The organism is Metabacillus bambusae (assembly GCF_017497975.1).
Classification (GTDB): domain Bacteria; phylum Bacillota; class Bacilli; order Bacillales; family Bacillaceae; genus Metabacillus; species Metabacillus bambusae.
This window is the reverse complement of the sequence record NZ_JAGDEL010000027.1, coordinates 1-24,511: the sequence shown is the minus strand read 5'-3', so window position 1 is coordinate 24,511 and position 24,511 is coordinate 1. Positions and strand designations below refer to the sequence as shown.

Below are 24,511 nucleotides of genomic sequence, written 5' to 3'. Positions count from 1 at the left end.
TCGAGGGGTTTGACCCTTTATTTGAGACAGCCGCTATATTTATTACTTTTCTGATTCCTTGGCTAATATTTCATCCATTTCAGTAGCAATCTTCTTCGTTGCATCTTCAAATGTTTTTTTACCTAACAGTGCATCTTGAATTTCTTTCACTTCAACATCTTGCCATTCTGCAGTATTTTTTGATACTGGGTATGGAACGCCGAACTCAAGGCTATCAATGAACACTTTTAAGTCCAATGAAGGTATTGATTCCAACCAAGCGCCTTCTGTTCCTTTGTATGCCGGAATACTGAACCCTGATTCTGCCATCCATTTCCCAGCATCTTCACCAGCTAACACTTTTTGTAACTCCCATGCTAATTCCTCATGCTTTGTCTTGGCATTCATTCCCCAACTTAATCCATGAACAATACTTGCTTGTTCTTTTCCTTTCGGAAGAACAGCAACGCCTAGGTCATCACCAAGCATTTCATGTAAAACTGGAACATTTACTGAAATATTTGGGAGCATAGCTGCTTTACCTGAACCAAATATTTGGTTCACTTTTGTCTCAATTTGTGCTTGTGCAGAAGGAGAAATTCCCTTGTCCATTAAATCCTTGGTCCACTTCAGTGCACTTTGTGCTTCAGCTGAGGCAAATCCTGATTTTGTTTTATCCTCACTAATGATAAATCCTCCAGCTTGGTGAATTAAATTATAGTAACCAGCTTGATTTGCAGAAGAGGCAATATAACCATATATCCCCTTTTCTTTATCTGTTAACTTTGCACCAACTTCCTCCACTTTTGCCCAATCCCATGTATCATCTGGATACGGAATGCCAGCGTCATCAAACATCTTCTTATTATAGAAAAGACCGATTGAATCTAAGAAGTAAGGCAGACCATATAAACGGCCTTCATACGTGTATAGATCAACTAAAGCAGGTGTATACACACTAGTATCTAAACTATCTGCATCAATTAACGGCTGAATATCCTTAATAAGACCAGAAGAAGCGTATTGATGAAAATTTGGACCATTCATCCAGAAAATATCAGGTCCGCTTCCTCCTGCTAAACTAGTCTTTAATTTAGTCCAATAGTCCGCAAAAGGAGTATATGTCACTTTCACTTCTACCTCAGGATGCTTTTCTTTAAATAGGTCGATCGATTTATCAACTACCTCACTAACATTCTCATCCCATAACGCAACATTTAACGTAACTTTATCAGAAGTCTTTCCCGATGCTCCCTCTTTATTACTACACCCTGCGAGAAAGATACTTCCAATAAGCAATGTTGCTAATAGAAACACCAAAAGTTTTCTCATTATTGATCCCCCTTGTTAATAGTAAGACTAGCAAAGCAATTTATATTCTATTTAATGTAACCACTTTTTTTAGTTTGTCAGATTCATAGGCTGCCTTCACAACTTCTAATGTCCTTAATCCATCTTCTCCGGTAATAGATGGGCTCCCTTTTTTTCTTATACACTGAAGAAAGTCATCAATAAGTCCTTTATCCATGTCATCAGCCCATGATAAATGCTGGACTTTTATTTCTAAATCATTGTAGTAGGTCGAATGTTGTTTAAATGCATCTACTGATAGAGTTCCTTTCGTGCCGACAAACTCTAATAGAACGTCACCCCACGAAGGGAATGTTTTTGGACGTGACCAGCTTGGATCTATTGATACAATGACACCTGATTCAAGTTCCAATGTGACAATTCCACAATCCTCTACATCGATCGAATAGAATCTCGTATCAAGCTCTGCATAAACATTTTTTACTTCATCATTTAGTATCCAACGAATGAGATCCATGACATGAACAATATGATCTGTTGCGGCTCCACCGCCTGATAACTCTTTTTCGATGAACCAGCCACCAGGCATTTGTCCATGGTTAGTACCATTAATGGCAACAACTTCCCCAATTGCCCCTGAGCCAATTAACTCTCTTACTCTTTGAATTGCTGGGGCGAATCTAACTGGATATGCCACCTGTAAAATAACGCCCGACAGTCTACAAACATCAATCATTTCCTTCGCATCTTCTACTTCTGTTGCGATTGGTTTTTCACATAGAATGTGTTTTCCTGCACGAGCTGCAGCAATCACATGTTCTTTATGCTTTTTATTCTCTGAACACACAACAACTGCTTGAAGATCTAATTCTAGTAATCTATCCAAATTCTCTACATATTGACAGTTGAATGTTTTCGCCATTTTTGATCCTCGTTCTTCATCCTCATCCCATATGGCAGTTATTTCAACTTCAGGGTCGGCTTGTAGATGCTTTGCATAGCTAAATGCATGCATATGAGCAAAGCTAATCATTCCGATCTTCATTTAAAACACCTCCTTCTTTGTAAGCAAAGAAACGGGCTGCCCACTCTTAACTGATTCAATGGCTGCTACTGCAATTTCTACTGCTTTCATCGCATCTTCAGCAGAAATAATCGGTTTTTCTGCATTTTCTAGACATTTCGTAAAGTGTTCAAGTTGTAGTTGAAGCGGTGATTTCGTTCCTATACTTTTTGGTAAAGCTACACCACCATTATTCTGTTCTTCTTCGTTCTTTATTTTCAGTGTTATAGGATAACTTTCTCGATCACTATGTGTAAGCATCCCTTTATTTCCTGCAATTTCAAAAGAAGACTCAAATGTTTCCTTTGCCCAAGACAATTCCATATGAGCAATTGTTCCGCTTAGCATCCGCAATGTTACTAACGCATACTCAATAGAATTTCCATTTTCGCCCTTCCTTTTTACCTGTTTAGCCATTACCCTTTCTACTTCACCAAATGTCCAGCGTACCCAATCAAATTCGTGGATCCCAAGGTCTAAAATAACCCCTCCACTTTTCCCTTCATCCTGATACCAAGAATCTCTTCCTAGTGGATAAGGACCACCTCTTGATAATCGAACAACACCAGGTTCACCGATTACACCACGCTTCACCTGATCATGTGCATGTTTATATTCTGGTGAAAAACGAAGTGTATGGCCTACAAATAGTTGAACACCCCACGTATGACAGATTTCAAGAATTTCTCTACATTCATCTAGGTTTAATGCAAGAGGCTTCTCGCAAATAATATGCTTGCCATGTTGAGCAGCCTTTGACACAAACTCCTTATGCAAATAGGTCGGTAAACAAATATCGATAACATCGATATCTGTTTTCAGTAGTTCTTCATATTCCATATATGTGTTACTTTTATACTTTTCTGCTAATTGATCCACTAATCTCTTATCCCGCCCCAAGATCCCGGAAATAGTAACCGCTTTCATATTGGACCATGCGTTTAGATGAAGTTTTCCCATTGTACCTGTACCAACTACACCAATTTTCACTTTTGTTTACACCTCTCTCTTCATTCTGCTAGCACGCTATGATTATTTTACAAAGTGATTTTATCTTCAGTTAATGAGGACAGCTTAATAGGCAATCCGATCTCATTTGACTTGTTAGATGCTAGCGTAGCAGCAAGTGTTTTTGCTCCGTCTTCATAATTAGATAAGAGAAGATTAGGATCCCCTTTCATGACTGCTTCAATAAATACACGATCCTGTTCTTGATAAAAATCCACTTTCGATTTATAGGTAATCGTAGAATCCTTTTCAACAATTGATAAATCTGCTCCATCAATTAGTACACGAAAATCCCTACCCAAAATCTCAATACCTGATCTATGGTCAACCTGTATCATCGAAGAATCAAGGTGGCCCACTGCACCAGATTTAAATGTAACGTTCACTGATGTCACATCCGGAATATCCATATTTGGTATGTCTGATAGAACTTGCAGGCTCATATTCGCATATACATTGTCAATTTCTCCAGCTAAATAGCGCATTAAATCTAATATATGAGTTGACTGTTCAACAAGTTGTCCGCCTGACTTATTCATTTCGCGGTACCAAGGAGTTGGAACAAATGATGTTATGTAATGTCCTCTTACCATTGCAATTGACTTATCTTTTAAATACTCTTTCGCCTTAGCAACTGTATCTAAGTAGCGCAAGCAGTAGCCTACTCCACAAATGACACCAGAGTCTTTTATAATCTTCGCCTTCTTTTGTACAGTTTCTAAATCGAGGCCTAAGGGTTTTTCAACTAGGAGATGAATTCCACGTTTTACGATTTTTTCTTCAATATCTCCGTGAGCAAATGGGGGAACACAGACAAATACAGCATCTAGTATTTCCTTTTCTAGCATTTCATCCAGGTCTGTATAAGCAGAGGCATTGTATTGTAATCCCTTTTTTTTGGCACTTTCTTCTGCAATATCACATACAGCAACTATGACGGCATGACTGTTTTTCGAAACATTTTCTAAATGTACTCCAGCAATTCCTCCTACACCAACAAATCCTACTTTTACTTTACTCATCACTTCAACTCCCTTTAGTTTTTCACTTTAAAATGACTTGCTAATATGACTTCCATATGCCGAGCTGTATCAATCGGAAGCTGTTTAGGTCCGATTGTATATGGGCTAAGCTCAGCAGTGATGACATCCTCATAACCTATTTCTTCTAAAGCTTCCATTACTGCAGGCCAATTAACATCACCAGCTAACAGCGGTACAAATCCAGTAATATTCCCTACCTTTGTACTATAATCTTTCACATGAACTTTGCTTATTCGTTTCCCAAGGATTCGAATCCAGTGTTCTGGATAACCAAACTGAAGGACATTTCCAACATCAAAATAAGCTTTTGCAAAATCTGAATTTAGTTCATCTATATATCGCGCCATCTCGAGTGGTGACAATAAAAATTTATTCCAGACATTTTCAATTCCAATTGCCACTTGACGTTTTTCCGCTTCATCGAGAACTTTTTTTAGTTCTTCTTGGCTTCTCTTATAACAATCATCATAGGCTACGTCATGTGAGACAGAACCAGGTACAACCAGTACCGTATCGATCCCCATCACACTTGCCAATTCAATTTGCTTCAGGATGATTTTTCTGCCTTGTTCTCTTACATCCCCATTAACTGAAGATAATGGGCTTTGCCATAATAAGCCCGTAGATAAGCTTCTTAGCTGTAACCCATAAGACAAGGCAAGCTTAGTAATTGCTTCTGCTTCACCGGGTGTTGAGTCCATCGTTAAGCCAATTCCGCCAGAATTATAAAGATTCAATTCGATTGCATCGAAGCCAGCTTCTTTACTGTACGCAAACACTTCTTCCAAAGGTGTCCCTTCAGGGTAGCACCATTGATTAATTCCTTTTAGCATCACAACCATCCTCTCCTTTTTTAAAAGAGCCAAGTCTATTATTCTACTATCCTTGATTAATAGAAAAGTGAAATTTATCCTGTAATAATACAGAGGCGGCTCCTATCATTTCTAATTCATCTCCTAATGAAGGAGAATGAATATCTAAATCCTCTGACAAAGCTTCCATGACATTTTCTAATACTGATGTTCTCAATTTTGCTAAATAAATTGGATTATTTGCTACAACCTCACCTCCTATAATGATTACTTCTGGGTTAAATAAATGAACCAAGTTAACAATACTTGCAGAAAGATAGGATACAGTTTCCTCAGCTAGTTTCATGGCTAAATCATCATGTTCTTGAAGTGCTTCACTAAAAATAGCAGGAGTAATTTCAGTCATTTTCCCATTTGCTTTTTCCAGCATCTTTGAAGACTTGCCACTTGAAAGTGAGGAAAGAATTCTAGAAAAAATGGATGGCCAACTAACATACGTTTCAAGACAGCCAATATTTCCACATTCACAGCGGAATCCTCCACGGTCAATACTTGTATGGCCAAATTCCCCAGCACCTCCGTTATGACCTCTGTAAATCGATCCATTTACTAATAAACCTGCCCCAACTCCATCACCTTGAGTGATATATATCATGTTTTGATTCAAGTTATATAAACCAAAGTTTTTTTCTGCGAGAAGATATGCATTTGTATCATTATCAAGATACGATTTCTTATTAAACCTTTGCTCTAATAATTCTTTTAATGGAACATTTTTCAGCTTAAGTTCCGCGTTAAATCGGATAACACCCTTTGAAGAATTTACGATCCCCTGGGTAATCACAGAAATACCAATGCAAAGATCCTTATTTTTTGAGCTATTAAGGAACGTTTCAATCAAATCTAGCAAATAATGAATCACATCATCTCCTAAATAAGAATTTGTCGAGTGAATTTCCTTTCGTTTCACATTGGCCTCTAGATTCATTTCTGCAATTGTGATGAAGGAATTACGGATAGAAATAGCTATTAAAAATTTAGAATCAGGTGAAAACCTGACAAGGATTGGTTTTCTACCCCCACTAGAATGACCAATACCATCTTCATAAACCAATCCTTCTTGAATTAATTCAGATACAGCTGATGTTACTGTTGTTGGGCTCAATTTATTTAACTTCGCAATATCGGATCTTGAAATTGGTCCTTGCAGCCTAATCGTATCTAATATGATTGAGCGGTTTAATTCTTGGATTAACTTTAAGTCCCCAGTTCTTTTCATTAATATAGTTGCACCCCTTAGTGTAATATTCTTAGTTTTTCCAATGGTTTTATTAAGTATGTTGTTTACTCCTATTAAGGGGAATTCTATTACGAGTACTGGATAATTACTCGATTTAATTGGATTTTTAAACAGGTAAAACCATCAATTTTTATAATAATTTAATTGAAAAGTTAGTTTGTTTTCTTCAAGATTGTAGGAGTCGTTGATGGTTGGATATATAAATAAAGTGAAGTAAAGGATAGGCGATCCGGATTAAATATAACCAGACTTAAAAATGAAAGCTGTACTACTTTGAGAGGTTTTAAAATACACCTCAAAATGGCAGCGATTACAATTTTCCTCTAATAATAATCCCTTTTATTGTATCTTCTTAATGATTTTGACTGGATAAACTTAGCTTATTGGTTAGGATTTAAGAGACATTTATAATTGCAGGAAATAGAGAAAGAATAATTGAGCTAGCTCATGAGGTGATGTTACTTACTTTTTCCAATGACTTTATTAAGTTTATATTAACATATACTTACAAAATTTCAATATCAAAACCAATGTTTTTCTTCGTTAAAATCCGACAAATACCTACTTCACATCTATATAAAGAAAGCCTCAATCAAATAGGGTTTTCTTACCCTCTACTAATAGATGCGAAACATCACGGGTAGTGTTATTCCCCACCAATCTACTCTACTTTGCTTCTCTTGAACCTTGTGCTGGGGTTTTATCGCACTTAAAAAGTGCAGACCCTTCGGCTGCACTCATCCATCCTTACCTTGATAAATTATAATTCTATAGCTTACTAACCTCTTTTTCATTAATGATACAATAAGAAAAATCAACCTGTAACTCCTTAATCCCCTCAACAACCAACTCAGCAATTTTCTTCGCTCCATACTGACTAAAATGAGTATCATCAGGGGGGATATCTTGATTTTCTTGTTCATACCAAGCAAATAGTTCCTTTGTATCTTCTATCCCTAAGCCTTCATAAAAGTCCTTGGACTTTTTCCATAGATCTATTAATGGCACCTTTAAGTCAGTAGCCAACTGTCTCATCGCATCTGGATAATCACCTAGGGTATTGATTAGATTTCCTTGTTCATCAAAGATTCTTCGATTTACTGGAGTTATTAGAATTGGGTTAGCACCTTTTTTACGAGCTCCATTAATATAGTGTGTCAAATATTCTTGATAGCTAGTGTAAGGATCTGTACCTCTTGTTTTATCTTCTACTTTTTGGTCATTATGACCAAATTGAATGAATAAAAATTCATTTTCTTTGATATTGTCTAGTATTTTTCGTAATCTTCCTTCATCAATAAAGCTTTTTGTGCTACGTCCACCCATTGCTTCGTTTATGATACAGACTTCATCTGTAAAAAATTGAGGTATTTGCTGGCCCCAGCCTTGTTTTATTCCTTGCTCTGGTGAAACATCTTCTACTGTTGAATCTCCAGCTATAAAAATGCGAAATTGTTTTTCTTTTTCTACTACAGAAGGCCAATCCTTTTCTACACCTAAAACAATTTCAATCGCATATTCTTTTGCTTCTTCCTCAGTTAGCACCTTTGCCCATTTCACTCGCTTATCCATGTTTCCACCTGGACCGCTGCTATTAAATTCTGCATAGCAGGTTGTTTTTTCAGCATGCTGTTTCTCCCAATTGTGCCAGCCTTCTTCTTTGATGTGCTCACCCATCCAGCAATTAATGAATGCCGTTTTTGCATAATCTCTCCACGGTCTTCCTAAATAGACAGTATTTGCTGCGGCATTGCTTGTTAACCGGCAATCGATAAAAACATAACCGAATTTTTCATCAATTGGGGTAGAGGCTGCAGTAATATAGCCATTAATGTCACTGGATTTATCTAGGCTAAAAATCTCACAGTGATGGAAAACAGCAGTTGCAGATCCGAAGATAAAATCAACATCTCCTTCTATATAGCAGTTCCTAAAATAACTTCTTCCCACTCTTCTTTCTAATCCATCTCTAGGTCCACCAAAACGATTACCTTCAATTGGCTTTGGTGGAAGTGGACCTGTAAATAAAGTGTCCTGGCTACCTAAGAACGAACAATGATCAAATTCCATTTTGTCTCCATCGACATAGACAGCAACAGCTTGACCAACTACTGTTCCACAGCCGGCGTGATTTTCAAAGGTGATGTTTTTTGCAAGGAAATAATCTCCTGTTAATAGAATGCTATACGAAGAAAAGGTACCCATATTTTCACCATTTGAAAACGGCTTTTTCGCATAATCACCAAATGTAATTTTCACTTTCGCTTTATCTGTTCCTACTAAAGAGATGTGAGGTTTATTGATCTCTAATTTCTCTTTATATATGCCTTCTTTTATCTTGATGATTACTCTTTCGTTATTATCATCAGGTATTGTGTTAATTGCCTCTTGAATAGTTGTGAACTGTCCACTTCCATCTTGTGCAACGAGCATTTCTACATCACCCTAAACATTTTTTTGAAGAAACGAACAAATTTCTTCTCGCATTCCTGCCGTTTCGATGTGACCACATTGATAACGGACCATTTTCCAATTCTCTGAATATCCTTCTTGTTTATACTTTTCCCTCAATGCTTCATCAATAATGGTTAATCCTGCGAATGGAGTAAGTCTATCATCATTCCCAACAACACTTAAATGTGGTCGTGGGGCAATTAACTCTTGAATTTCTGCTGTATGAAAATATTTTAATAGACTTGGAACATATGAGTAAAACCCATGATGATCAAGCCCTCGATTTTTCACCAATGTTTCTGCATCAACTTGAGCAGCAATATCAATGCATACCTTTATACGCACATCTAGTGCAGATAGCCACCATGCCATTAATCCACCCATAGACATTCCTAATGTTGCTATTCTTGAAGAATCAACATCGTCTCTTGTCATTAAGTAATCAACTGCACGCATGTTGTCGTAGATCATCATTCCCCACATGACTTGACCTTTCCAAAGCATTTCTTTGAAAATTTCACTTTCTGCCTTTCCTCTTCGCTCGCCAAATCCCCACATATCAATACATAGGACACCATACCCCATAGAAGTTAGCTCTTCTGCAAAAGATGGTTTTTGGAGATAATCACTGCTTTGGATAAGTTCTGTTTTGCCTAATTGATAATTCCCACCGTGTGAATGATTAAACAACACAACTGGCATCTTCTCATTACTCTCTTTAGGGCGAGCAAAATATGCTGGTACTAAATCAATTCCATTTAAATCCAATAATAATACTTCAAGTAAAAATGTTCCATTATCTAGTTCTCTTACTTTTTTTACAGATACAGTGTCGGTTTTTTCGGGCAAGTCACCTAATAACGAGAATAGTTTTTTACGTTGGGATCCTTTTGATATCATCTTGTATTCTCCATTTCAAAACACATTTTGATCAGCGATTTGTAAATCACTCTGAAATTGTGACATTATTTAATACAACCATTGCTTCTTCTGATCTAGGATTTTTTGATTTACAATCACTAATCTCAATATCCTTTCCATTCTCTATGTAAAACGCAGGGCCTTCATGGTTACTTACCGTGACTCGATTAAAACTAACGCCTGTAACGTTACCACAATAGAAACCTCGTTGTTTCATTGGTTCTAGCTCAGACATCATTGCTGGCATACCTGGTTCTGCATCATCCGCCATAGCTACTGTCACATTATCAAACGTAACATCCTCCACATACATTTCAGCTAGACCATATAAAAATCCAGCTGCCGCACTTACTTCCCTTGCAGTAATATTTGAAAAATGAATCCTTCTGAAGATAGGTGTTTCCTCTGTTATTGGATAAGGAGCTTTATCCCATACATATTTATCTTTTCCGCGTGGACCACAAAAGTAATATAGGTTTGCAATAAATGGACAAATAACTCCCTTCATAACGATATTGCTTACGCGAATATCTTCGACTACACCACCTCGTCCACGTCGCGATTTTAAGCGGATCCCACGATCAGTTCCTTCAAACACGCAGTTACTTACTGTTACATTACGAATATCTCCACTCATTTCACTGCCTAAAACAACACCACCATGCCCATGGATCATTGTACAGTTTGTGATTGTAATATTTTCACAGGCTACACGCTTTGTCGTGTCCTCTGTTCCTGCTTTAATGGCGATACAATCATCACCAACATCTATATGACAATCTGAAATGCGAACATTTCGACATGATTCTGGGTCAATCCCATCTGTGTTTGGAGAATGACTTGGATTTAAAATTGAGATATTATGAATGGTTACATCCTCACAACAGATTGGGTTTACCGTCCAGCTTGGTGAATTGACCATTTTCACCCCAGTTATTACTACATGTTTACAAGTGTCAAAGCTTACTAGCTTAGGTCTTGGATATTTGTTTTCCTGCTTTCGGAAAAGATCCCACCAAAATTGACCATTTCCATCTAATGTACCATATCCTGTTACAGAGATATTTTCACTGTTTTCTGCATAAATACAGGAAGCATATACATCTCTTGTAACACCTTCCCAGCGAGAATGAACGACAGGATATTCGCTAATATTGTTGCTGAATAATAGAGTTGCCCCTGCTTCTAAATATAAATTCACATTACTTTTTAATATAATTGCTCCAGTAAGGAAGCGACCTGCTGGAACATAAACTGTACCTCCACCCGCTTGCATACATGCTTCAATTGCCTGGGCAATAGCTTTTGTGTTCACAGTTTCTCCATTACCTATTGCTCCAAATTGCTTAATATCATACATACTAGAAGTGATTGTAGATACCATATGATTCACCCTTTCTAACTTAGTCGTTTTCTATTTCAGCAGTTGCTAGAATAAAGGCACCAATCCCTTTTAAATCATTTGTGATGATTGGCTCACTTATATAATATTCAAACGTACCATCCCTCTTATCAGGACCACCTAGCCCGGCAACTTGACACGTTTTATTCAGGTTTACTAATCCTTCACTTGTGCAGGTTACAAATTCAGCAATGATTCCTTTGTATACTCTCTCTGCCTCTTCTCTCCATTCTTTGCTTAAGAAACCTAGTTTTACACCTTTTGCAATTGCGTATAAAATCATACAGGAGGCAGAGGCTTCAAGATAATTTCCTTTTCTGTCACCTTTGTCTAAGACCTGATACCAAACCCCAGTTTCTTCATCTTGAACATTCTTTAATGCTTGTAAAACCTCTACAAGTAAAGTTACTAGTGTATCTCGGTCTTTATGTGATTCTGGAATGAATCCAAGAGTATCAACTAATCCCATAACAAACCATCCCATCGATCTTCCCCAGAAATTCATGGAATGTCCTGTTTCTGGTTTGCACCATGGTTGTACTTTCTTCTCATCAAACGCATGATAAAGAAGCCCAGTTTCGTGGTCTTTTGTGTTTTTTGCACATAATATAAATTGCTTGGTAATATCATCAAATTCTTCTTCTTTTCCAAATTCTTTCACATACTCAGCATAGAAAGGTGCACCCATAAATAATCCATCAAGCCAGATTTGAGAAGGATATACTTTTTTATGCCAAAATACACCTTCAGATGTGCGTGGATGTGAACGTAATTGCTTTCTTAATAGATCGATTGCCTTTTTATATTTCATTTCTCCTGTTTCTTTATATAAAGTTAGCAGGACTTTCCCATTGTTTATATGGTCAATATTAAATAGATTTATGTCGTATTCACGAATGTTCCCTTCTTCGTCAACGAAAGCATCCATATTTTTCTTCATGTAATTAAAATATCTATGATCACCTGTTGCTCTCCAAACAAGCTCAGTTCCTTTTAACACAACACCATAATCATAAGACCACTTATCATTTTGAATTCCTTCTGATAAAAGTGGTTTTCGAACCATGACTGAATCAATCATTCTTTGAGACCAATTAAGCGTTTTTGTTTCCATATTCAATCACCCTTTCTCGCGTTTATTTTGCAGTATAAGTAAAACAATCAAAGTCAGCGTGTTTTTTCGTACCTTGCAGATCTTGAACACATATCCCAACAAAGTTTCCTGTGAACCCGTTTCCTTCATCGGAAAGATGAGCTATACTAATTGGCGTATCAATTTCTACCCAATCATCATTATCACAGGTATATGAGAAGTGTGCTGTTTCATCCTTAATTTCAGCCTTTAACTTACATACTGCTGTTCCACTAATTGAAATACACATATTCATATGCTCAAACTCACCCCATACACATTTCATGATGTTGAGACATTTTCCCTTTTCTTCATCGTGTGAAATATAGAAGTATACGTAGTTATCTGTGTTGTAATAAAGAACTAGACCTGCCATTTGTAAAAAGGTTTCGGGCTCAAATTCAATTGTTGTCTCTACATCACATTCAAAGTGCTGTTGTCTTCTCGCGATTAAGTGTTGATCGTGTAAAGAATGTAAAGATTCTCCACCCTTGATTCGTAAGTGCCCCTTACGTTCTGATAATGAACACCACGATTCGTTTGGTGCAATGCGAAGTGTATTCCAAGTTTTATGTAGCGTTTCACAGTTAAAATCATCATGTTCATTTTCATCTGTTGGGAACGGATGGAGAGGCAGATTTGGAGCTTTCACTTTCACTTGTGCTTCGTGTCCACCACATTCCAGTCGAAGCCAGCCATCCGCTGTCCATTCAACACGCTGAAGAGCTGTTTCACGGCCTAGGATTGAATACTTTCCATTCACAGGACGACTGCATAGATGAGCCATAAACCACTCATCTGTATGTGTACAAACAAGACTGCCATGACCAGCCTTTTGTAAGGTTAAGTTTTCATCATGTGCTGACGTTAACATCGGATTTTGTGGATCTACTTCATATGGTCCTGTTATGTCTTTTGCTCTTGCGACAGTGACGGCATGCGTTTTACCTGTTCCACCCTCTGCAGTTATTAAGTAATAGTAGCCATTTTCTTTATAAATATGAGGGGCTTCTGTTTTTCTTAGCTCTGTTCCATCAAAAATTTTATAGATTGGTCCAATTAGCCGTTTCTCATCTGGGGAGTATTCCTGCATAACAATACCTGCAGATTTATTTCTCCCTTCGATTCGATAATCCCAATGGACATTTAAAAACCATTTTCGTCCATCTTCATCATGAAATAGTGATGGATCAAAATTCCCACTGTTTAAGAAAATTGGTTCCGACCATGGCCCCCTAATATCTGTTGCAGTTACGAGATAATTATGGGCGTCTTTAAATGGATATTTACTTCTTTTCACATCTGTATAAACGAGATAAAAAAGTCCTTCAAAGTAACTTATAGCTGGCGCCCAAACACTACAAGAATCTGGGTTTCCTGCAAAGTTAGTATGATCTGTTAAGATATTCGTTAAATGCTGCCAATTTTGCAAATCCTTTGAATGATACACTGGGACTCCTGGATACCATTCAAAGGTTGACGTAACGATATAGTAATCATCGTTGGCACGTACTATACAAGGGTCAGGGTTAAATCCTGTTAGGATTGGGTTTTTAATGTAAGAACTATTTTCCATGAATGAGCTCCTTTTGGGTTAATAAATCTTTACCTTCGACTGACTCGCCAAAATTTGTTGCTATTTACCAAGAGGTACCGTGTGGTTGATTGCAGCGAGAGTTGCTCGCTTTCCGCGGGGCGGGCGGTGAGCCTCCTCGGCGTAAACGCCTGCGGGGTCTCACGTGTCCCGCTGCTCCCGCAGGAGTCTCGCAATCCGTTCCAATCAACCTAAAATAGTTTTTGTTTATAAAAGTAACAATCTCCAGAAAAGAGCTTTACCTTAAGAAAAAGCCCTTCCTTCTTAATTCTTAGGAGATAAGATGTAAAAAGAAAGGACTTCCTATTAATCTATTACTTATTTCTGGGACTTCTTGTAAGCTTCTTCATATTCTTTTGCCATATCATCTCCACCAGATTCTTTCCACTTTTTCACTTCTGCATCGAAGGCTTTTTCATCAATTTCTCCCATAATATATTTGAATGTTGCATCAATAATAATCTTTTCTAGCTCTGTTCCTCTTTCGTTTGCAGTTGCAGAGTCAAGTGGGACTGTTGGATTGAGTACAGCAAATTCTGCATTCTCTTTTATTAATTCATTTGCTAGCTGTTTGGAAGGATCTGCGTCAATTAAGTTGTGTGTAATTTCACTTGGTCTTGAACTTGAGAATGGTTGCGTATCCTTCTGCCATAATGCATTGTCTAATACAGTAAATGCTCCATTTTCATCTAATTCATAATGTGTACCTTCAATTCCACCTGTCATGAGCATGAACACTTCTTTATCAATTAGGTCATTAATAAATTGAAGGAGACGTTTTAATTCAGCCTCATTTTTCACTTCTGATTTAGGGAATGCCATTAATCCACCTACACCACTATTTTCTGACCAAATATGGTGTTCGCCATCAGGACCAGCGATTTTGTTAACTGGAATGAGTTCCATTTCGTCCTGGATACCCTCAGCCATAACTTTTAAGTTTTTAATATCGACCATTCCTGTATAGATACCTGTTTTCCCTTGAGCAAACTTTTGTTGTTGATCTGTTTTAGCAGTAACGGCAAAATCCTTCGCTATATAGCCATTTTCGAATAATTTTCTAGAATAATTCATAGTATCCTTGTATGCTTGTGTTTCAAATTCCGGGATAAACTTTCCACTTTCATCAACTGCCCATCCGTTTGGAGTGCCAAAATATGAGCTTAATGTTTTAAAGCTGCCGTATCGTAATTCACTTCTGTCACCAAAACCTACAGTATCATCTTTTCCATTACCATCTGGATCATCTTCTGTAAATGCTCTCGCAACCTCATACAATTCATCTAATGTTGTTGGAGCCTTTAATCCTAAATTATCTAGCCAATCCTTGCGAAGGATGAGACCTGATCTAGCCAAGTCCTTTTGAAATGGAACTCCGTATAATTTGCCATCAATAGACGCAGCTGTACGGATCTCTTCAGAGATTAATTTTAAATTTTCGTAATCATCTAAGTACTCGCTTACATCCCAGAACATCCCCGATTTTAAGGATTGTCTAACAGAGGAATTCGTAAGCATCGTCAGTGAAACAATGTCTGACAATTCGCCTGATGCAAGTGCTGCTGTGATTCTTTCATCCTTTGAAGCATCTGGGACCCAATTAAAATTGATGGTAGCGTTAGTTGCTTCCTCAATCTTTTTAAGGACAACATCTGTAGGTGGTGAAGCAGTATGTAAGATTGCTGTCCAATTTACATCTACATGTGATTCTGGATCGTATTTTGTAGCTTCTCCACTTGCTTTTTCGCTATCACTAGAACATGCTGCAAGTAGAAGTTGTGAGGCAACTAACACATTAACTGCTAATACTTTTGCAAATTTCTTTTTCATACCTTTTCCATCCCCTTTTATTAGTTTAAATTAGTAATCTACTTTAATATGAAATTGAAGCAATTGTTAATTTACCACCTCCTTATTTGGGTTCTAATCTACTCTTCCCTTCTTGAATTCCTGCCTGTATTTCAATTCTTGTAAACACTTGATTGGTTAGCCACATTATTATGTAGCACCCAATACTTATACCAAAGAACGTTAACACTCCTGGGTACATGAAGAGAATAAAATAAACAAAGGCTAATACAATCAATAACAGCAATGTGTATTGTAAATAAGAAATCCCAAATACGACAGAGCACTTCACTTTGAGCACAATGCTCTTCCAATCATAATGAGCAATGATCGGGAAAATATAACAAAGCGAAACAATATAAGCAAAACTTACGACGAGAAGTAAAGCCCGTAAGAAGAAAGACTGCACGTATAATAGATCAATATATAGAATCCAGCCAACTATTATATAAAAAACACCAATTGCTGCAGCTTCTTTAAAGCCTGTACGATACGCATCCCAAAATGTTAGAAAAATCGGAATATCTGTATTACCTCTAATCCATTGCCTCAGCACAGTAAACATCGCTAACGTAGCAGGACCTATTCCTACTAAAACCAAGCCTAACAGAGTGAAAACAACCCATAACAGATTGATATAAACAAGCTGCAAAATTCGTATACACATATCATTCAAGCGTTCAGCCATTTTCCCCATTTCAGTCAGCCTCCTCTCATCACTTTTGATAACGCTAACAATTTAGTTGTTAATACAAGCCATCCTCACCAAACTTCTTCGCTAATTTATTCGCACCTATGACTAAGACTAATCCAACCAAACCTTTAAATAGTCCTACTGCAGTACTATAACTCAATTGACCATTTTTAAGTCCTGCTGTATACACATACGTATCAAAAATTTCTACAGCTTCACGATTCAAAGAATTTAGTAGAAGATAAACATGTTCAAAACCTAAGTCTAAGGTTTGGCCAATTTTTAAGATTAACAAGATAATGATTACTGGACGGATTGCAGGTAATGTCACATGCCAGATTTGACGAAGGCGATTAGCACCATCCATTTTTGCAGCTTCATATAATTGTGGATCTACTGCTGTTACTGCTGCTAAATAAATGATTGTTGACCAACCCATTTCCTTCCATATGATCTGAAGAATATAAATTCCACGAGTCCAGGCACCATCTGTTAGAAAATTGATCTTTTCTCCCCCGGCTTTTGCAATCAACTCATTAATTACGCCACCATCTACTGTTAAGAAAACATAAGAAATCGATACAATGATTACCCATGACATGAAATGTGGAATGTAGATGACTGTTTGAACAGTACTTTTAAACATTTTCACCCTTACTTCATTTAACATCAAAGCAAGAATAATTGGAATTGGGAAAAAGATAAAAAGATTTAACGCAAATAAAAATAGTGTGTTTGTTAATAACATAAAAAAGGTTGGTTCTGTAAACAATCGGATAAAATGTTTAAACCCTGCCCATGGACTCCCAAGTATTCCTAAAAAAGGTTGGTAATCTTGAAACGCAATGATTAGACCTCCCATTGGAATATACTTAAAAATAATAAAATACAAGAGACCTGGTAATATCATTAAATATAGATATTTGTTCCTGCCAATACTTGCGATGTTTTTTCTTCTAGTCTGTTGTTTAATTGTTTTCTTATCAAGAACTGGCGGAACTCCATGCTGATCTTTAATAGGAATAATGGAATCTCTCACAACGAATGCCTCCTTCAATTTATCTTTCACGGATGTTTTGTACTTCTTAAAGGTAAGATATGTGCTAGCATTACGTCTACAATCATTCTGTAAGAACCCCCTATAACGATCTCTAGAAAACGCTTACTATTAGTAGCCTGATGTAATGATTACTTTTATCTATCCATGATTATTGCTATAGCAATCCGTTGTATTGATAACGTTTTCTTCCTAATTTGATCCACATTACAGAGATCGTAGTTCATGTAGAAATGATTATAGACGTACCTTGTTTTTCATTGATATATTGATGTCATAAGGCTGTACCAAATATAAATCATTAATTTTAAATGGAGGGATCAATCAGATGTATGAAAAATCATTAGGTAATCGAATTTTTAACTTCTTCAACTATACGATCTTACTTCTCATTGCTTTAGCTTGTTTCATCCCATTTGTAAACGTCATTGCTAGTTCATTTGCAACAACACAAGAGGTAGTCGAAAAAACGTTTATTCTTTTTCCAACGACCTTTACATTAGAGGCATATGAATATATTTTTTCTACACCAACGATCTTTAGAAGCTTTGCTGTTTCAATTGGGATTACAGGTGTTGGGACACTAGTAAGTATGATTTTAACCGCTTTCATGGCTTATTCCTTATCTAGAAGGTATTTATATGGTAGAAAAGCAATCAACTTTGTTATTGTGTTTACAATGCTATTTAGCGGCGGGATGATTCCGACATACTTAGTAGTAAGAAATATGGGGTTAATTGATTCTTACTGGGCGTTAATTCTCCCCGTTGCGATTAATGCATTTAACTTAATTATTATGAGAAACTTTTTCCAAGCCATTCCTGATAGCTTAGAAGAATCAGCAAAGGTAGATGGATATAATGATATCTTGATATTTTTTAAAATTATTCTTCCGTTATCACTTCCTTCTATTGCAACAATTTCATTATTCTACGCTGTTTCGTACTGGAATGAGTATATGAATGCCATTCTTTATCTTAATGATTCAGGTAAATGGCCTATCCAAGTTTTACTACGCCAGATCGTTATTGTATCAAGTGGTATGCAGGCAGATGCTACTTCAGTTGATGTCGTCCCACCTGCCCAGACAATTAAAATGGCAGTTATCGCTGTTGCAACAGTACCGATGTTAATTGTATATCCATTCCTGCAGAAATACTTTGTAAAGGGTGCTTTTGTCGGCTCTGTGAAGGCGTAATCATTAACTAATAGATTAGTAATATATAAAATAGGCTCTGTTAAACTTGGTTGTTGATTTCAGCTGCAGGCGTTCGCTTTCCGTGGGCGTTCCGGGAGCCTCACGTATCCGTTCCAATCAATAAAGTGCAAAAAAATAAAAAAGGTTGAGTAGGAAACCAAATCAGGTATTCCTGCTCAACCTTTTTCTATTAGAAAGAGAATGACTCATCACGGTGTAAATCCCGGTATTTACCTGGTGTCGTGCCTTCAATTTTACGGAAGGAACGAATAAAATTTTGTGAATTTTTATATTGTAGTTTCTCAGATATTTCTCTTACTGACATATTTGTCTCTTTCAGCCATATTTTTGCCATATCATAGCGATAAAGCGAGAGATATTCACTAAATGATTGTTTAAATTCCTTTTTAAAAATACTACTTAAATAATTTTTATTGTAATGAAGGCGAGAAGCAATGATTTCAAGAGATATTTCGGTGTCATATTCATTTTGGATTATGTGTATAATTTTTTCAGATATTGATTTATTTTGTGAATCTGTTCGTTCAGAAATGGCATCAATCATTGGATATACAATTTTGTTTTTCACAAACATCTCGATTTCTTCGGACGTCTTCATCTCCGAAATAGCATAGTACAATGTTTTATGATCTTCGATGATTAATGTGTCCATCCCCATTACCTGCATTAAACTAATTAAGTCATTTAAAAACCGCATAATATTAACTTCTAGCTCATGGGGATTTGTATTATTTTTAAACAAATTAGCAAGTAATTGATGCAATGACTCCTTAGCTTTCTTGCTTTCTCCAAGTTTTATGGCATCAAACAATTGATTCTCCAATATTTTAGGAAAGTACGTTTTTATTTGATTATTATTAAAAATAGTTGAAACACTTTCATAGAAAATGATCGATTCTTTCCCGACCTTTAGACGGTATTTTAAAGATTCAATTCCTTGTGCAAGAGCTTGTTTACTCTCAGTCAGTTTTTCAAAAGGGCTACTTACCCCAATACTAATCGATAAATTGAAGATTTCCTTAACCGTCTTCTGAATTTTTTCTGCGTATTGATTTATGATTAAAACATGATGATCGCAATTTTTATCCTCACATATAAAAATCGTAGCTTGTGTTTTTGAATCAATAACTGTTGGAGTAAGTTGCTCATCTTCACGAATAATTTCCGATACAATCTGATTAATGGAAAACAAAAGCACATCTTTATCTTTCCTTGTGTAGTCACTATTTTCTAAGCTGTCGAATTGAATGGCTAATACATATAAGTAACTCCATTTATCAGGATAGTTAAAATCCCTTAATTCTTCTTGAATTTCTGTTTCGTTCATACGTCCGTGAAAAAGATTTAACATAAATAATGTCTTTAATTGTTCATGTTGATTTGTGACAATGTGTTCAAGTGACTGATTTTTATCAAGCACTTCTCGAATTGACTTGCCAATTAATTCAAATTCATCTTTATAACCGTTCTTTTGCATTTTCGGAATGAATTTTTGAAGATCTCTAATTGGTTTAGAAAAATATTCTGAACTTACATATGCAATAATGACAGTTACAGTTAACATAAAGATACTCATTAAAATCGTACCAATTATTGTTGGCTTCATTGCCTGGGAAAACTCTGAATCTTTTATTTTCGATAGATAAATCCAGCCATTATATCCTGACTTTGAGTAAGCTACTTTATACTTATTTTCTCCATTTGTATCTACATTCAGTACACCTGTCTGGTCGTGATTACCGTTAATTAAGCTCGCTATTGTTTTTTCATTAATCCCCTTCTCCTCACTCGAATTACTTTGATAAAGCAATGATCCATCTTGACTATAAATAAAGATTGGACTTGATTCAGCTTGTTTATAAATAAGGTTTGTTAATGATTTCAGTGGAATGTTAATTATGAGAACACCGTTTTTATTTGTTTGATAAAAAGGAGTTTGTTTAACTAGCTTGATCTCACTATTCGAATCATCCGATTTTAACCATGTAGATGAATGAGGTAAGGACAAGTATTTTGAAGTGATTTGCTCTTTTTGTGTTTCAGTTAATTGTTGCAGCCCATGTTTACTAATCATCCAGTTTCCCTTTAAACTTACTAAATCAACTGTTGTTTGGCTCGGACCAAAGGAAGAGATATAGTTTAATTGTTTATCAATTGTTTGGTATGTATCAAAATTCTTAGCTGTTAATGGCTTACTAATATAGCCTTTAAAAGGAGTATCATGAACATAGGAATTAAATGTATAATCTAACGCCTGTAATTTTTGTTCGAGTGTATTCATCGTTTGCACAACATTTTCTTGTTTTTCCAAAGTGATCTTCTCTTCAAATGAATCCTTTGTAAAGAAAAAGGCAAAGCCATTAAATAGTATCATTACAAGAGTTCCTACTAAGACAAATGGTAAAAAGATACGATAAAAATATTTTGGCTTATGTTTCATTGTTATACAACACTCCCATTCGCTCGTAAAAGCGCTTACATATTTTACTATTATAAGACTCTAGTAAATTTAATGTCAACAAGTGCTTTTCTAATACGTCAACAATTTAATCACACGTCTCCTTTCCTTATTTTTTACTGCTAAGAATAAAATATCCAGATGATAAAAAAAATACCACTAATGTAATGAGTATCTTAATTGAATTACAATATAACTCCTACAATCCTTAGAATCTAAATAGCAGAAACTTAGTCATTCCATTAAATAACCGAAGAAATGAGTATGATGTTACGAAATGATTATTCACTTTTTTTCGATTGTGACAAGGATGCAGTAATTTCCCCCTAAATAACTTGCAAGTTTATTAAGAAAAAAGAAAAGAGCCCATAAGGACTCTTTTCGAAATAAAATACAATTAAAAAACAAAAGGTGTTTATATGCTTCATACATATTTAACCAAATGATCAGTGAAGCAAGATATCAATATCTTATACTAAAACTTCAAGTCTTTCTTTCACTTCTTCTTCTGTCAAACCATGTTCTACAATATATCTATTTCTTGGATGGACTCTACATTCATGACTACATGCACGTAAATATTTATGTTCATTTTCTTCTGAACACAGAATTTGCTTATTGCATTCAGGATTAGCACAATTAACATAGCGTTCACAAGATTCGTTTGTGAAATAATCTTTTCCAACAACGACAGGTGCTACTCTATTAACTGGTACCTTGATTCTTTCGTCAAACACATAGCATTGACCATCCCAAAGCTCACCTTGAACCTCTGGATCTTTCCCGTAGGTTACAATGCCACCATGTAATTGTGCTACATCTTCAAATCCTTCCTTGCGTAACCAACCGGAGAATTTTTCACAGCGAACTCCACCAGTACAGTACGTAAGGATTTTTTTACCTTCTAATTGTTCACGATTCTCACGTATCCAATCCGGTAATTCTTTGAATGTATTAATATCAGGCATAATCGCATTGCGAAAATGGCCTAACTCATATTCATAATCATTTCTTGCATCAATGACAACAGTGTCTTCCTGCTGCATCGCTTCATAGAATTCTTTTGGACTATAATATTTACCAGTTAACTCTAGTGGATTCACATCATCCTCTAATCGTAATGTAACGAGTTCTGGTCTATGACGTACATGCATTTTTTTGAATGCATGATCATCCTCTTCATCTATTTTATATACCATATCTTTAAAGCGCGGATCTTCTTTCATATGTGCCATATATTGATCTGTTTGCTCAACTGTTCCAGATACAGTACCATTAATTCCTTCATGTGCGATTAAAACTCTACCTTTTAATCCAATGCTTTTACAAAATTCTAAATGTTGTGCAGTGTATTCTTCTGGGTTATCAATTGTTACATAATGGTAATACAGTAAAACTCGATATTGTTTCGTTTCCATTTATCATTCACCTACTATATTTATATTTGCAAGATATAAACGTATTGAGATGTTTACTTGCTTTATATTATCTTTTCATACATAAGTATAAAAAGTAACAATTAATTAAAACAAATATTAAAAAGAAATGCAACTTTTTTAAACTGGTTTATTCATCCAACACGTTTAGAAAACTGTGTTGGAATACAGGTTATATTCCATATTAAATCCTATTTCACGGGATTAAACTATTAAAAAAAGAAAAAAACACGGTGAAATTAACCTCTCACCGTGTTTTAGGATATATAGAAAATAGTATAAATTTAATTACGAAAAATCTTCATCACGGTCAAACCAAGTACTTACCTCAGAAAAGTGCTTCCTTTTCCCCTGCATTTCCTTCATATTCGGATAGCCAATGTAAATGAAACCTACCATCTCTGAATCATCCGAAAGTCCAAATAGCTGTTTTATTTCATTTGAATAACAGACATTTCCAGTTCGCCAGATCGCTCCTAGACCAAGTGCATGTGTGGCAAGTAACATATTTTGAATAGCGGCATTCACCGCAGCATATTCTTCTTTTACTAATACATTTTTATTAATTGTTGGTTCAACGGCTACTGCAATGATTACAGGGGCTCTAAGCGGCTTTTGTTCCTCTCTTTCTAATCTTTTTCTACTCTCTTCACTTTTAGGATCATCCAATGTCTTTTCAGCAATTGACGAAAGTGTTTTTCCTAGTCTTTTTCTTGCATCACCTGTTAAAACAAAAAATCTCCACGGCTCTGTACGATGATGAGCAGGCGCCCATGTACCAGCATCAAGAATTTTATTGATAAGTTCAGTTGGAACAGGATCAGGTTTTACAACACCAATACTTCTTCTCGACTTTATCGCCGTAAGTACATTCATACTTATCACCCTCCTAATTTACTTACTTAAGTTAATCATATGATTCAACCTCTGACAAAAATTCTTTTTAAATGACTTCAGTATAAGGTAAATCATTATGAACTATGAAAGATACCATTTATAATGTAAACGTATACTTTTACTAGATTACAAGTTGAAAGGGTGAAGCTAAATGTTTGATATTGTTATTATTGGTGCAGGACCAGCAGGTGCAAGTGCAGGAATCTTTACGGCTAAGGCTGGGAAAAAGACGTTATTGATTGATCATGACAAAGGGATGACAAAGCGTGCATGGGTTGAAAATCACTACGGAGTTTCTGAAATAACTGGTCCAGAATTAATTGAAACTGGAAAGAAACAAGCTCAACGGTTTGGATCTGAACTAATTAATGACGCTGTAGTCGAGATAAAGAAAACGGAAACAGGCTTTGATATCCAAACAGAAGAACATGGAGCCTATTCAACTAAGCATGTAATTTTTGCAACTGGTGTATTAGTAGAACTTGGAGAAAAGCTGGGCGTAACGACCATTTCTGGAACTGAACCACGGATTAAGACAATTTTCCAAGTAGATAAAGATGGAAAAACCAATATTGATGGAATATGGGCAGCTGGAACTTGTGCTGGCGTTAGTGTACACACAATTATAACAGCAGGAGACGGGGCAAAAGTTGCTATTAACATCATTAGTGAGCTAAATGGTGAACGATACGTGGACCATGATATTCTAAAAACAAAATGATTGGACAGCAAAAGGATAGAAAAGCGATAAATCGCTGAACTGACCCATCTAAATGAGACTTAGAAAAAACACCTAAGCTACCTGTTCTCCAAACTCTATTGGAGACTGGTAGTTTAATTTTGCCTGAATTCGTATTTGATTATAATAATACATGTATTGATT

General features: G+C 36.0%; 19 protein-coding genes. 2 read left to right on the top strand and 17 right to left on the bottom strand.

Annotation, left to right across the window (positions count from 1 at the left end):
* Window positions 1-42 precede the first annotated feature (42 nt).
* The 14 genes from I7822_RS24795 to I7822_RS24730 form a co-directional block, all read right to left on the bottom strand.
* Entirely contained in the window at window positions 43-1,311 is a 1,269-nt protein-coding gene (locus I7822_RS24795; RefSeq protein ID WP_207981758.1) for an ABC transporter substrate-binding protein, read from the bottom strand.
* A 40-nt stretch (window positions 1,312-1,351) separates the two neighbouring features.
* Window positions 1,352-2,335: a Gfo/Idh/MocA family protein gene (locus I7822_RS24790; RefSeq protein ID WP_207981757.1), complete on the bottom strand. Its 984-nt coding sequence runs from the start codon at window positions 2,333-2,335 to the stop codon at window positions 1,352-1,354.
* Window positions 2,336-3,343: a Gfo/Idh/MocA family protein gene (locus I7822_RS24785; protein WP_207981756.1), complete on the bottom strand. Its 1,008-nt coding sequence runs from the start codon at window positions 3,341-3,343 to the stop codon at window positions 2,336-2,338.
* A 47-nt stretch (window positions 3,344-3,390) separates the two neighbouring features.
* Window positions 3,391-4,383, bottom strand: coding sequence for a Gfo/Idh/MocA family protein (locus tag I7822_RS24780; protein ID WP_207981755.1), 993 nt, complete (start codon window positions 4,381-4,383; stop codon window positions 3,391-3,393).
* Between the two features lie 14 nt (window positions 4,384-4,397).
* Entirely contained in the window at window positions 4,398-5,237 is an 840-nt protein-coding gene (locus I7822_RS24775; RefSeq protein WP_207981754.1) for a sugar phosphate isomerase/epimerase family protein, read from the bottom strand.
* Window positions 5,238-5,283: 46 nt separating this feature from the next.
* The gene (locus I7822_RS24770) at window positions 5,284-6,495 is read right to left on the bottom strand and encodes an ROK family transcriptional regulator (RefSeq protein WP_207981753.1); all 1,212 of its coding nucleotides are present in this window, start codon (window positions 6,493-6,495) and stop codon (window positions 5,284-5,286) included.
* Window positions 6,496-7,284: 789 nt separating this feature from the next.
* Window positions 7,285-8,949 (bottom strand): pectinesterase family protein, encoded by a 1,665-nt coding sequence (locus I7822_RS30510; RefSeq protein ID WP_307847874.1) that lies wholly within the window; start codon window positions 8,947-8,949, stop codon window positions 7,285-7,287.
* Between the two features lie 12 nt (window positions 8,950-8,961).
* Window positions 8,962-9,870 carry a dienelactone hydrolase family protein gene (locus tag I7822_RS24760; RefSeq protein WP_207981752.1) on the bottom strand — a complete coding sequence of 303 codons (909 nt, stop codon included), beginning with the start codon at window positions 9,868-9,870 and terminating at the stop codon, window positions 8,962-8,964.
* Between the two features lie 46 nt (window positions 9,871-9,916).
* On the bottom strand, window positions 9,917-11,275 hold the full coding sequence (locus I7822_RS24755; protein ID WP_207981751.1) for a glycoside hydrolase family 28 protein: 1,359 nt from the start codon (window positions 11,273-11,275) through the stop codon (window positions 9,917-9,919).
* Between the two features lie 19 nt (window positions 11,276-11,294).
* Complete coding sequence (locus tag I7822_RS24750) at window positions 11,295-12,407, bottom strand: glycoside hydrolase family 88/105 protein (RefSeq protein ID WP_207981750.1); 1,113 nt, start codon at window positions 12,405-12,407, stop codon at window positions 11,295-11,297.
* A gap of 22 nt (window positions 12,408-12,429) precedes the next feature.
* Window positions 12,430-14,001 carry a glycoside hydrolase family 43 protein gene (locus I7822_RS24745; RefSeq protein WP_207981749.1) on the bottom strand — a complete coding sequence of 524 codons (1,572 nt, stop codon included), beginning with the start codon at window positions 13,999-14,001 and terminating at the stop codon, window positions 12,430-12,432.
* A 336-nt stretch (window positions 14,002-14,337) separates the two neighbouring features.
* Window positions 14,338-15,849, bottom strand: coding sequence for an extracellular solute-binding protein (locus I7822_RS24740; protein WP_207981748.1), 1,512 nt, complete (start codon window positions 15,847-15,849; stop codon window positions 14,338-14,340).
* A gap of 82 nt (window positions 15,850-15,931) precedes the next feature.
* A complete protein-coding gene (locus I7822_RS24735; RefSeq protein ID WP_207981747.1) occupies window positions 15,932-16,564 on the bottom strand; it encodes a YesL family protein in 633 nt (210 codons plus the stop codon).
* Between the two features lie 49 nt (window positions 16,565-16,613).
* On the bottom strand, window positions 16,614-17,534 hold the full coding sequence (locus I7822_RS24730) for an ABC transporter permease (RefSeq protein ID WP_232329105.1): 921 nt from the start codon (window positions 17,532-17,534) through the stop codon (window positions 16,614-16,616).
* Window positions 17,535-17,946: 412 nt separating this feature from the next.
* On the opposite strand from I7822_RS24730, the gene I7822_RS24725 reads away from it, so the two are divergent.
* Window positions 17,947-18,816 carry a carbohydrate ABC transporter permease gene (locus I7822_RS24725; RefSeq protein ID WP_207981746.1) on the top strand — a complete coding sequence of 290 codons (870 nt, stop codon included), beginning with the start codon at window positions 17,947-17,949 and terminating at the stop codon, window positions 18,814-18,816.
* Between the two features lie 190 nt (window positions 18,817-19,006).
* Here I7822_RS24725 and I7822_RS24720 read toward each other — a convergent pair whose 3' ends face one another.
* The 3 genes from I7822_RS24720 to I7822_RS24710 form a co-directional block, all read right to left on the bottom strand.
* On the bottom strand, window positions 19,007-21,277 hold the full coding sequence (locus tag I7822_RS24720; RefSeq protein WP_207981745.1) for an AraC family transcriptional regulator: 2,271 nt from the start codon (window positions 21,275-21,277) through the stop codon (window positions 19,007-19,009).
* A gap of 488 nt (window positions 21,278-21,765) precedes the next feature.
* Complete coding sequence (gene trhO / locus I7822_RS24715) at window positions 21,766-22,713, bottom strand: oxygen-dependent tRNA uridine(34) hydroxylase TrhO (RefSeq protein ID WP_207981744.1); 948 nt, start codon at window positions 22,711-22,713, stop codon at window positions 21,766-21,768.
* 306 nt (window positions 22,714-23,019) lie between these two features.
* Window positions 23,020-23,607, bottom strand: a complete 588-nt coding sequence (locus I7822_RS24710) for a nitroreductase family protein (RefSeq protein WP_207981743.1) — start codon at window positions 23,605-23,607, stop codon at window positions 23,020-23,022.
* 172 nt (window positions 23,608-23,779) lie between these two features.
* Between I7822_RS24710 and I7822_RS24705 the strand changes: the two genes are divergently transcribed.
* Complete coding sequence (locus tag I7822_RS24705; protein WP_207981742.1) at window positions 23,780-24,349, top strand: FAD-dependent oxidoreductase; 570 nt, start codon at window positions 23,780-23,782, stop codon at window positions 24,347-24,349.
* Window positions 24,350-24,511 lie beyond the last annotated feature (162 nt).

Excerpts from the sequence above, each read along its gene's own strand:
- I7822_RS24795 (WP_207981758.1), bottom strand. The coding sequence starts at position 1,311 with ATGAGAAAACTTTTGGTGTTTCTATTAGCAACATTGCTTATTGGAAGT.
- I7822_RS24790 (WP_207981757.1), bottom strand. The coding sequence starts at position 2,335 with ATGAAGATCGGAATGATTAGCTTTGCTCATATGCATGCATTTAGCTAT.
- I7822_RS24780 (WP_207981755.1), bottom strand. The coding sequence starts at position 4,383 with ATGAGTAAAGTAAAAGTAGGATTTGTTGGTGTAGGAGGAATTGCTGGA.
- I7822_RS24775 (WP_207981754.1), bottom strand. The coding sequence starts at position 5,237 with ATGCTAAAAGGAATTAATCAATGGTGCTACCCTGAAGGGACACCTTTG.
- I7822_RS24770 (WP_207981753.1), bottom strand. The coding sequence starts at position 6,495 with ATGAAAAGAACTGGGGACTTAAAGTTAATCCAAGAATTAAACCGCTCA.
- I7822_RS30510 (WP_307847874.1), bottom strand. The coding sequence starts at position 8,949 with ATGCTCGTTGCACAAGATGGAAGTGGACAGTTCACAACTATTCAAGAG.
- I7822_RS24760 (WP_207981752.1), bottom strand. The coding sequence starts at position 9,870 with ATGATATCAAAAGGATCCCAACGTAAAAAACTATTCTCGTTATTAGGT.
- I7822_RS24755 (WP_207981751.1), bottom strand. The coding sequence starts at position 11,275 with ATGGTATCTACAATCACTTCTAGTATGTATGATATTAAGCAATTTGGA.
- I7822_RS24750 (WP_207981750.1), bottom strand. The coding sequence starts at position 12,407 with ATGGAAACAAAAACGCTTAATTGGTCTCAAAGAATGATTGATTCAGTC.
- I7822_RS24745 (WP_207981749.1), bottom strand. The coding sequence starts at position 14,001 with ATGGAAAATAGTTCTTACATTAAAAACCCAATCCTAACAGGATTTAAC.
- I7822_RS24740 (WP_207981748.1), bottom strand. The coding sequence starts at position 15,849 with ATGAAAAAGAAATTTGCAAAAGTATTAGCAGTTAATGTGTTAGTTGCC.
- I7822_RS24735 (WP_207981747.1), bottom strand. The coding sequence starts at position 16,564 with ATGGGGAAAATGGCTGAACGCTTGAATGATATGTGTATACGAATTTTG.
- I7822_RS24725 (WP_207981746.1), top strand. The coding sequence starts at position 17,947 with ATGTATGAAAAATCATTAGGTAATCGAATTTTTAACTTCTTCAACTAT.
- I7822_RS24720 (WP_207981745.1), bottom strand. The coding sequence starts at position 21,277 with ATGAAACATAAGCCAAAATATTTTTATCGTATCTTTTTACCATTTGTC.
- trhO (WP_207981744.1), bottom strand. The coding sequence starts at position 22,713 with ATGGAAACGAAACAATATCGAGTTTTACTGTATTACCATTATGTAACA.
- I7822_RS24710 (WP_207981743.1), bottom strand. The coding sequence starts at position 23,607 with ATGAATGTACTTACGGCGATAAAGTCGAGAAGAAGTATTGGTGTTGTA.
- I7822_RS24705 (WP_207981742.1), top strand. The coding sequence starts at position 23,780 with ATGTTTGATATTGTTATTATTGGTGCAGGACCAGCAGGTGCAAGTGCA.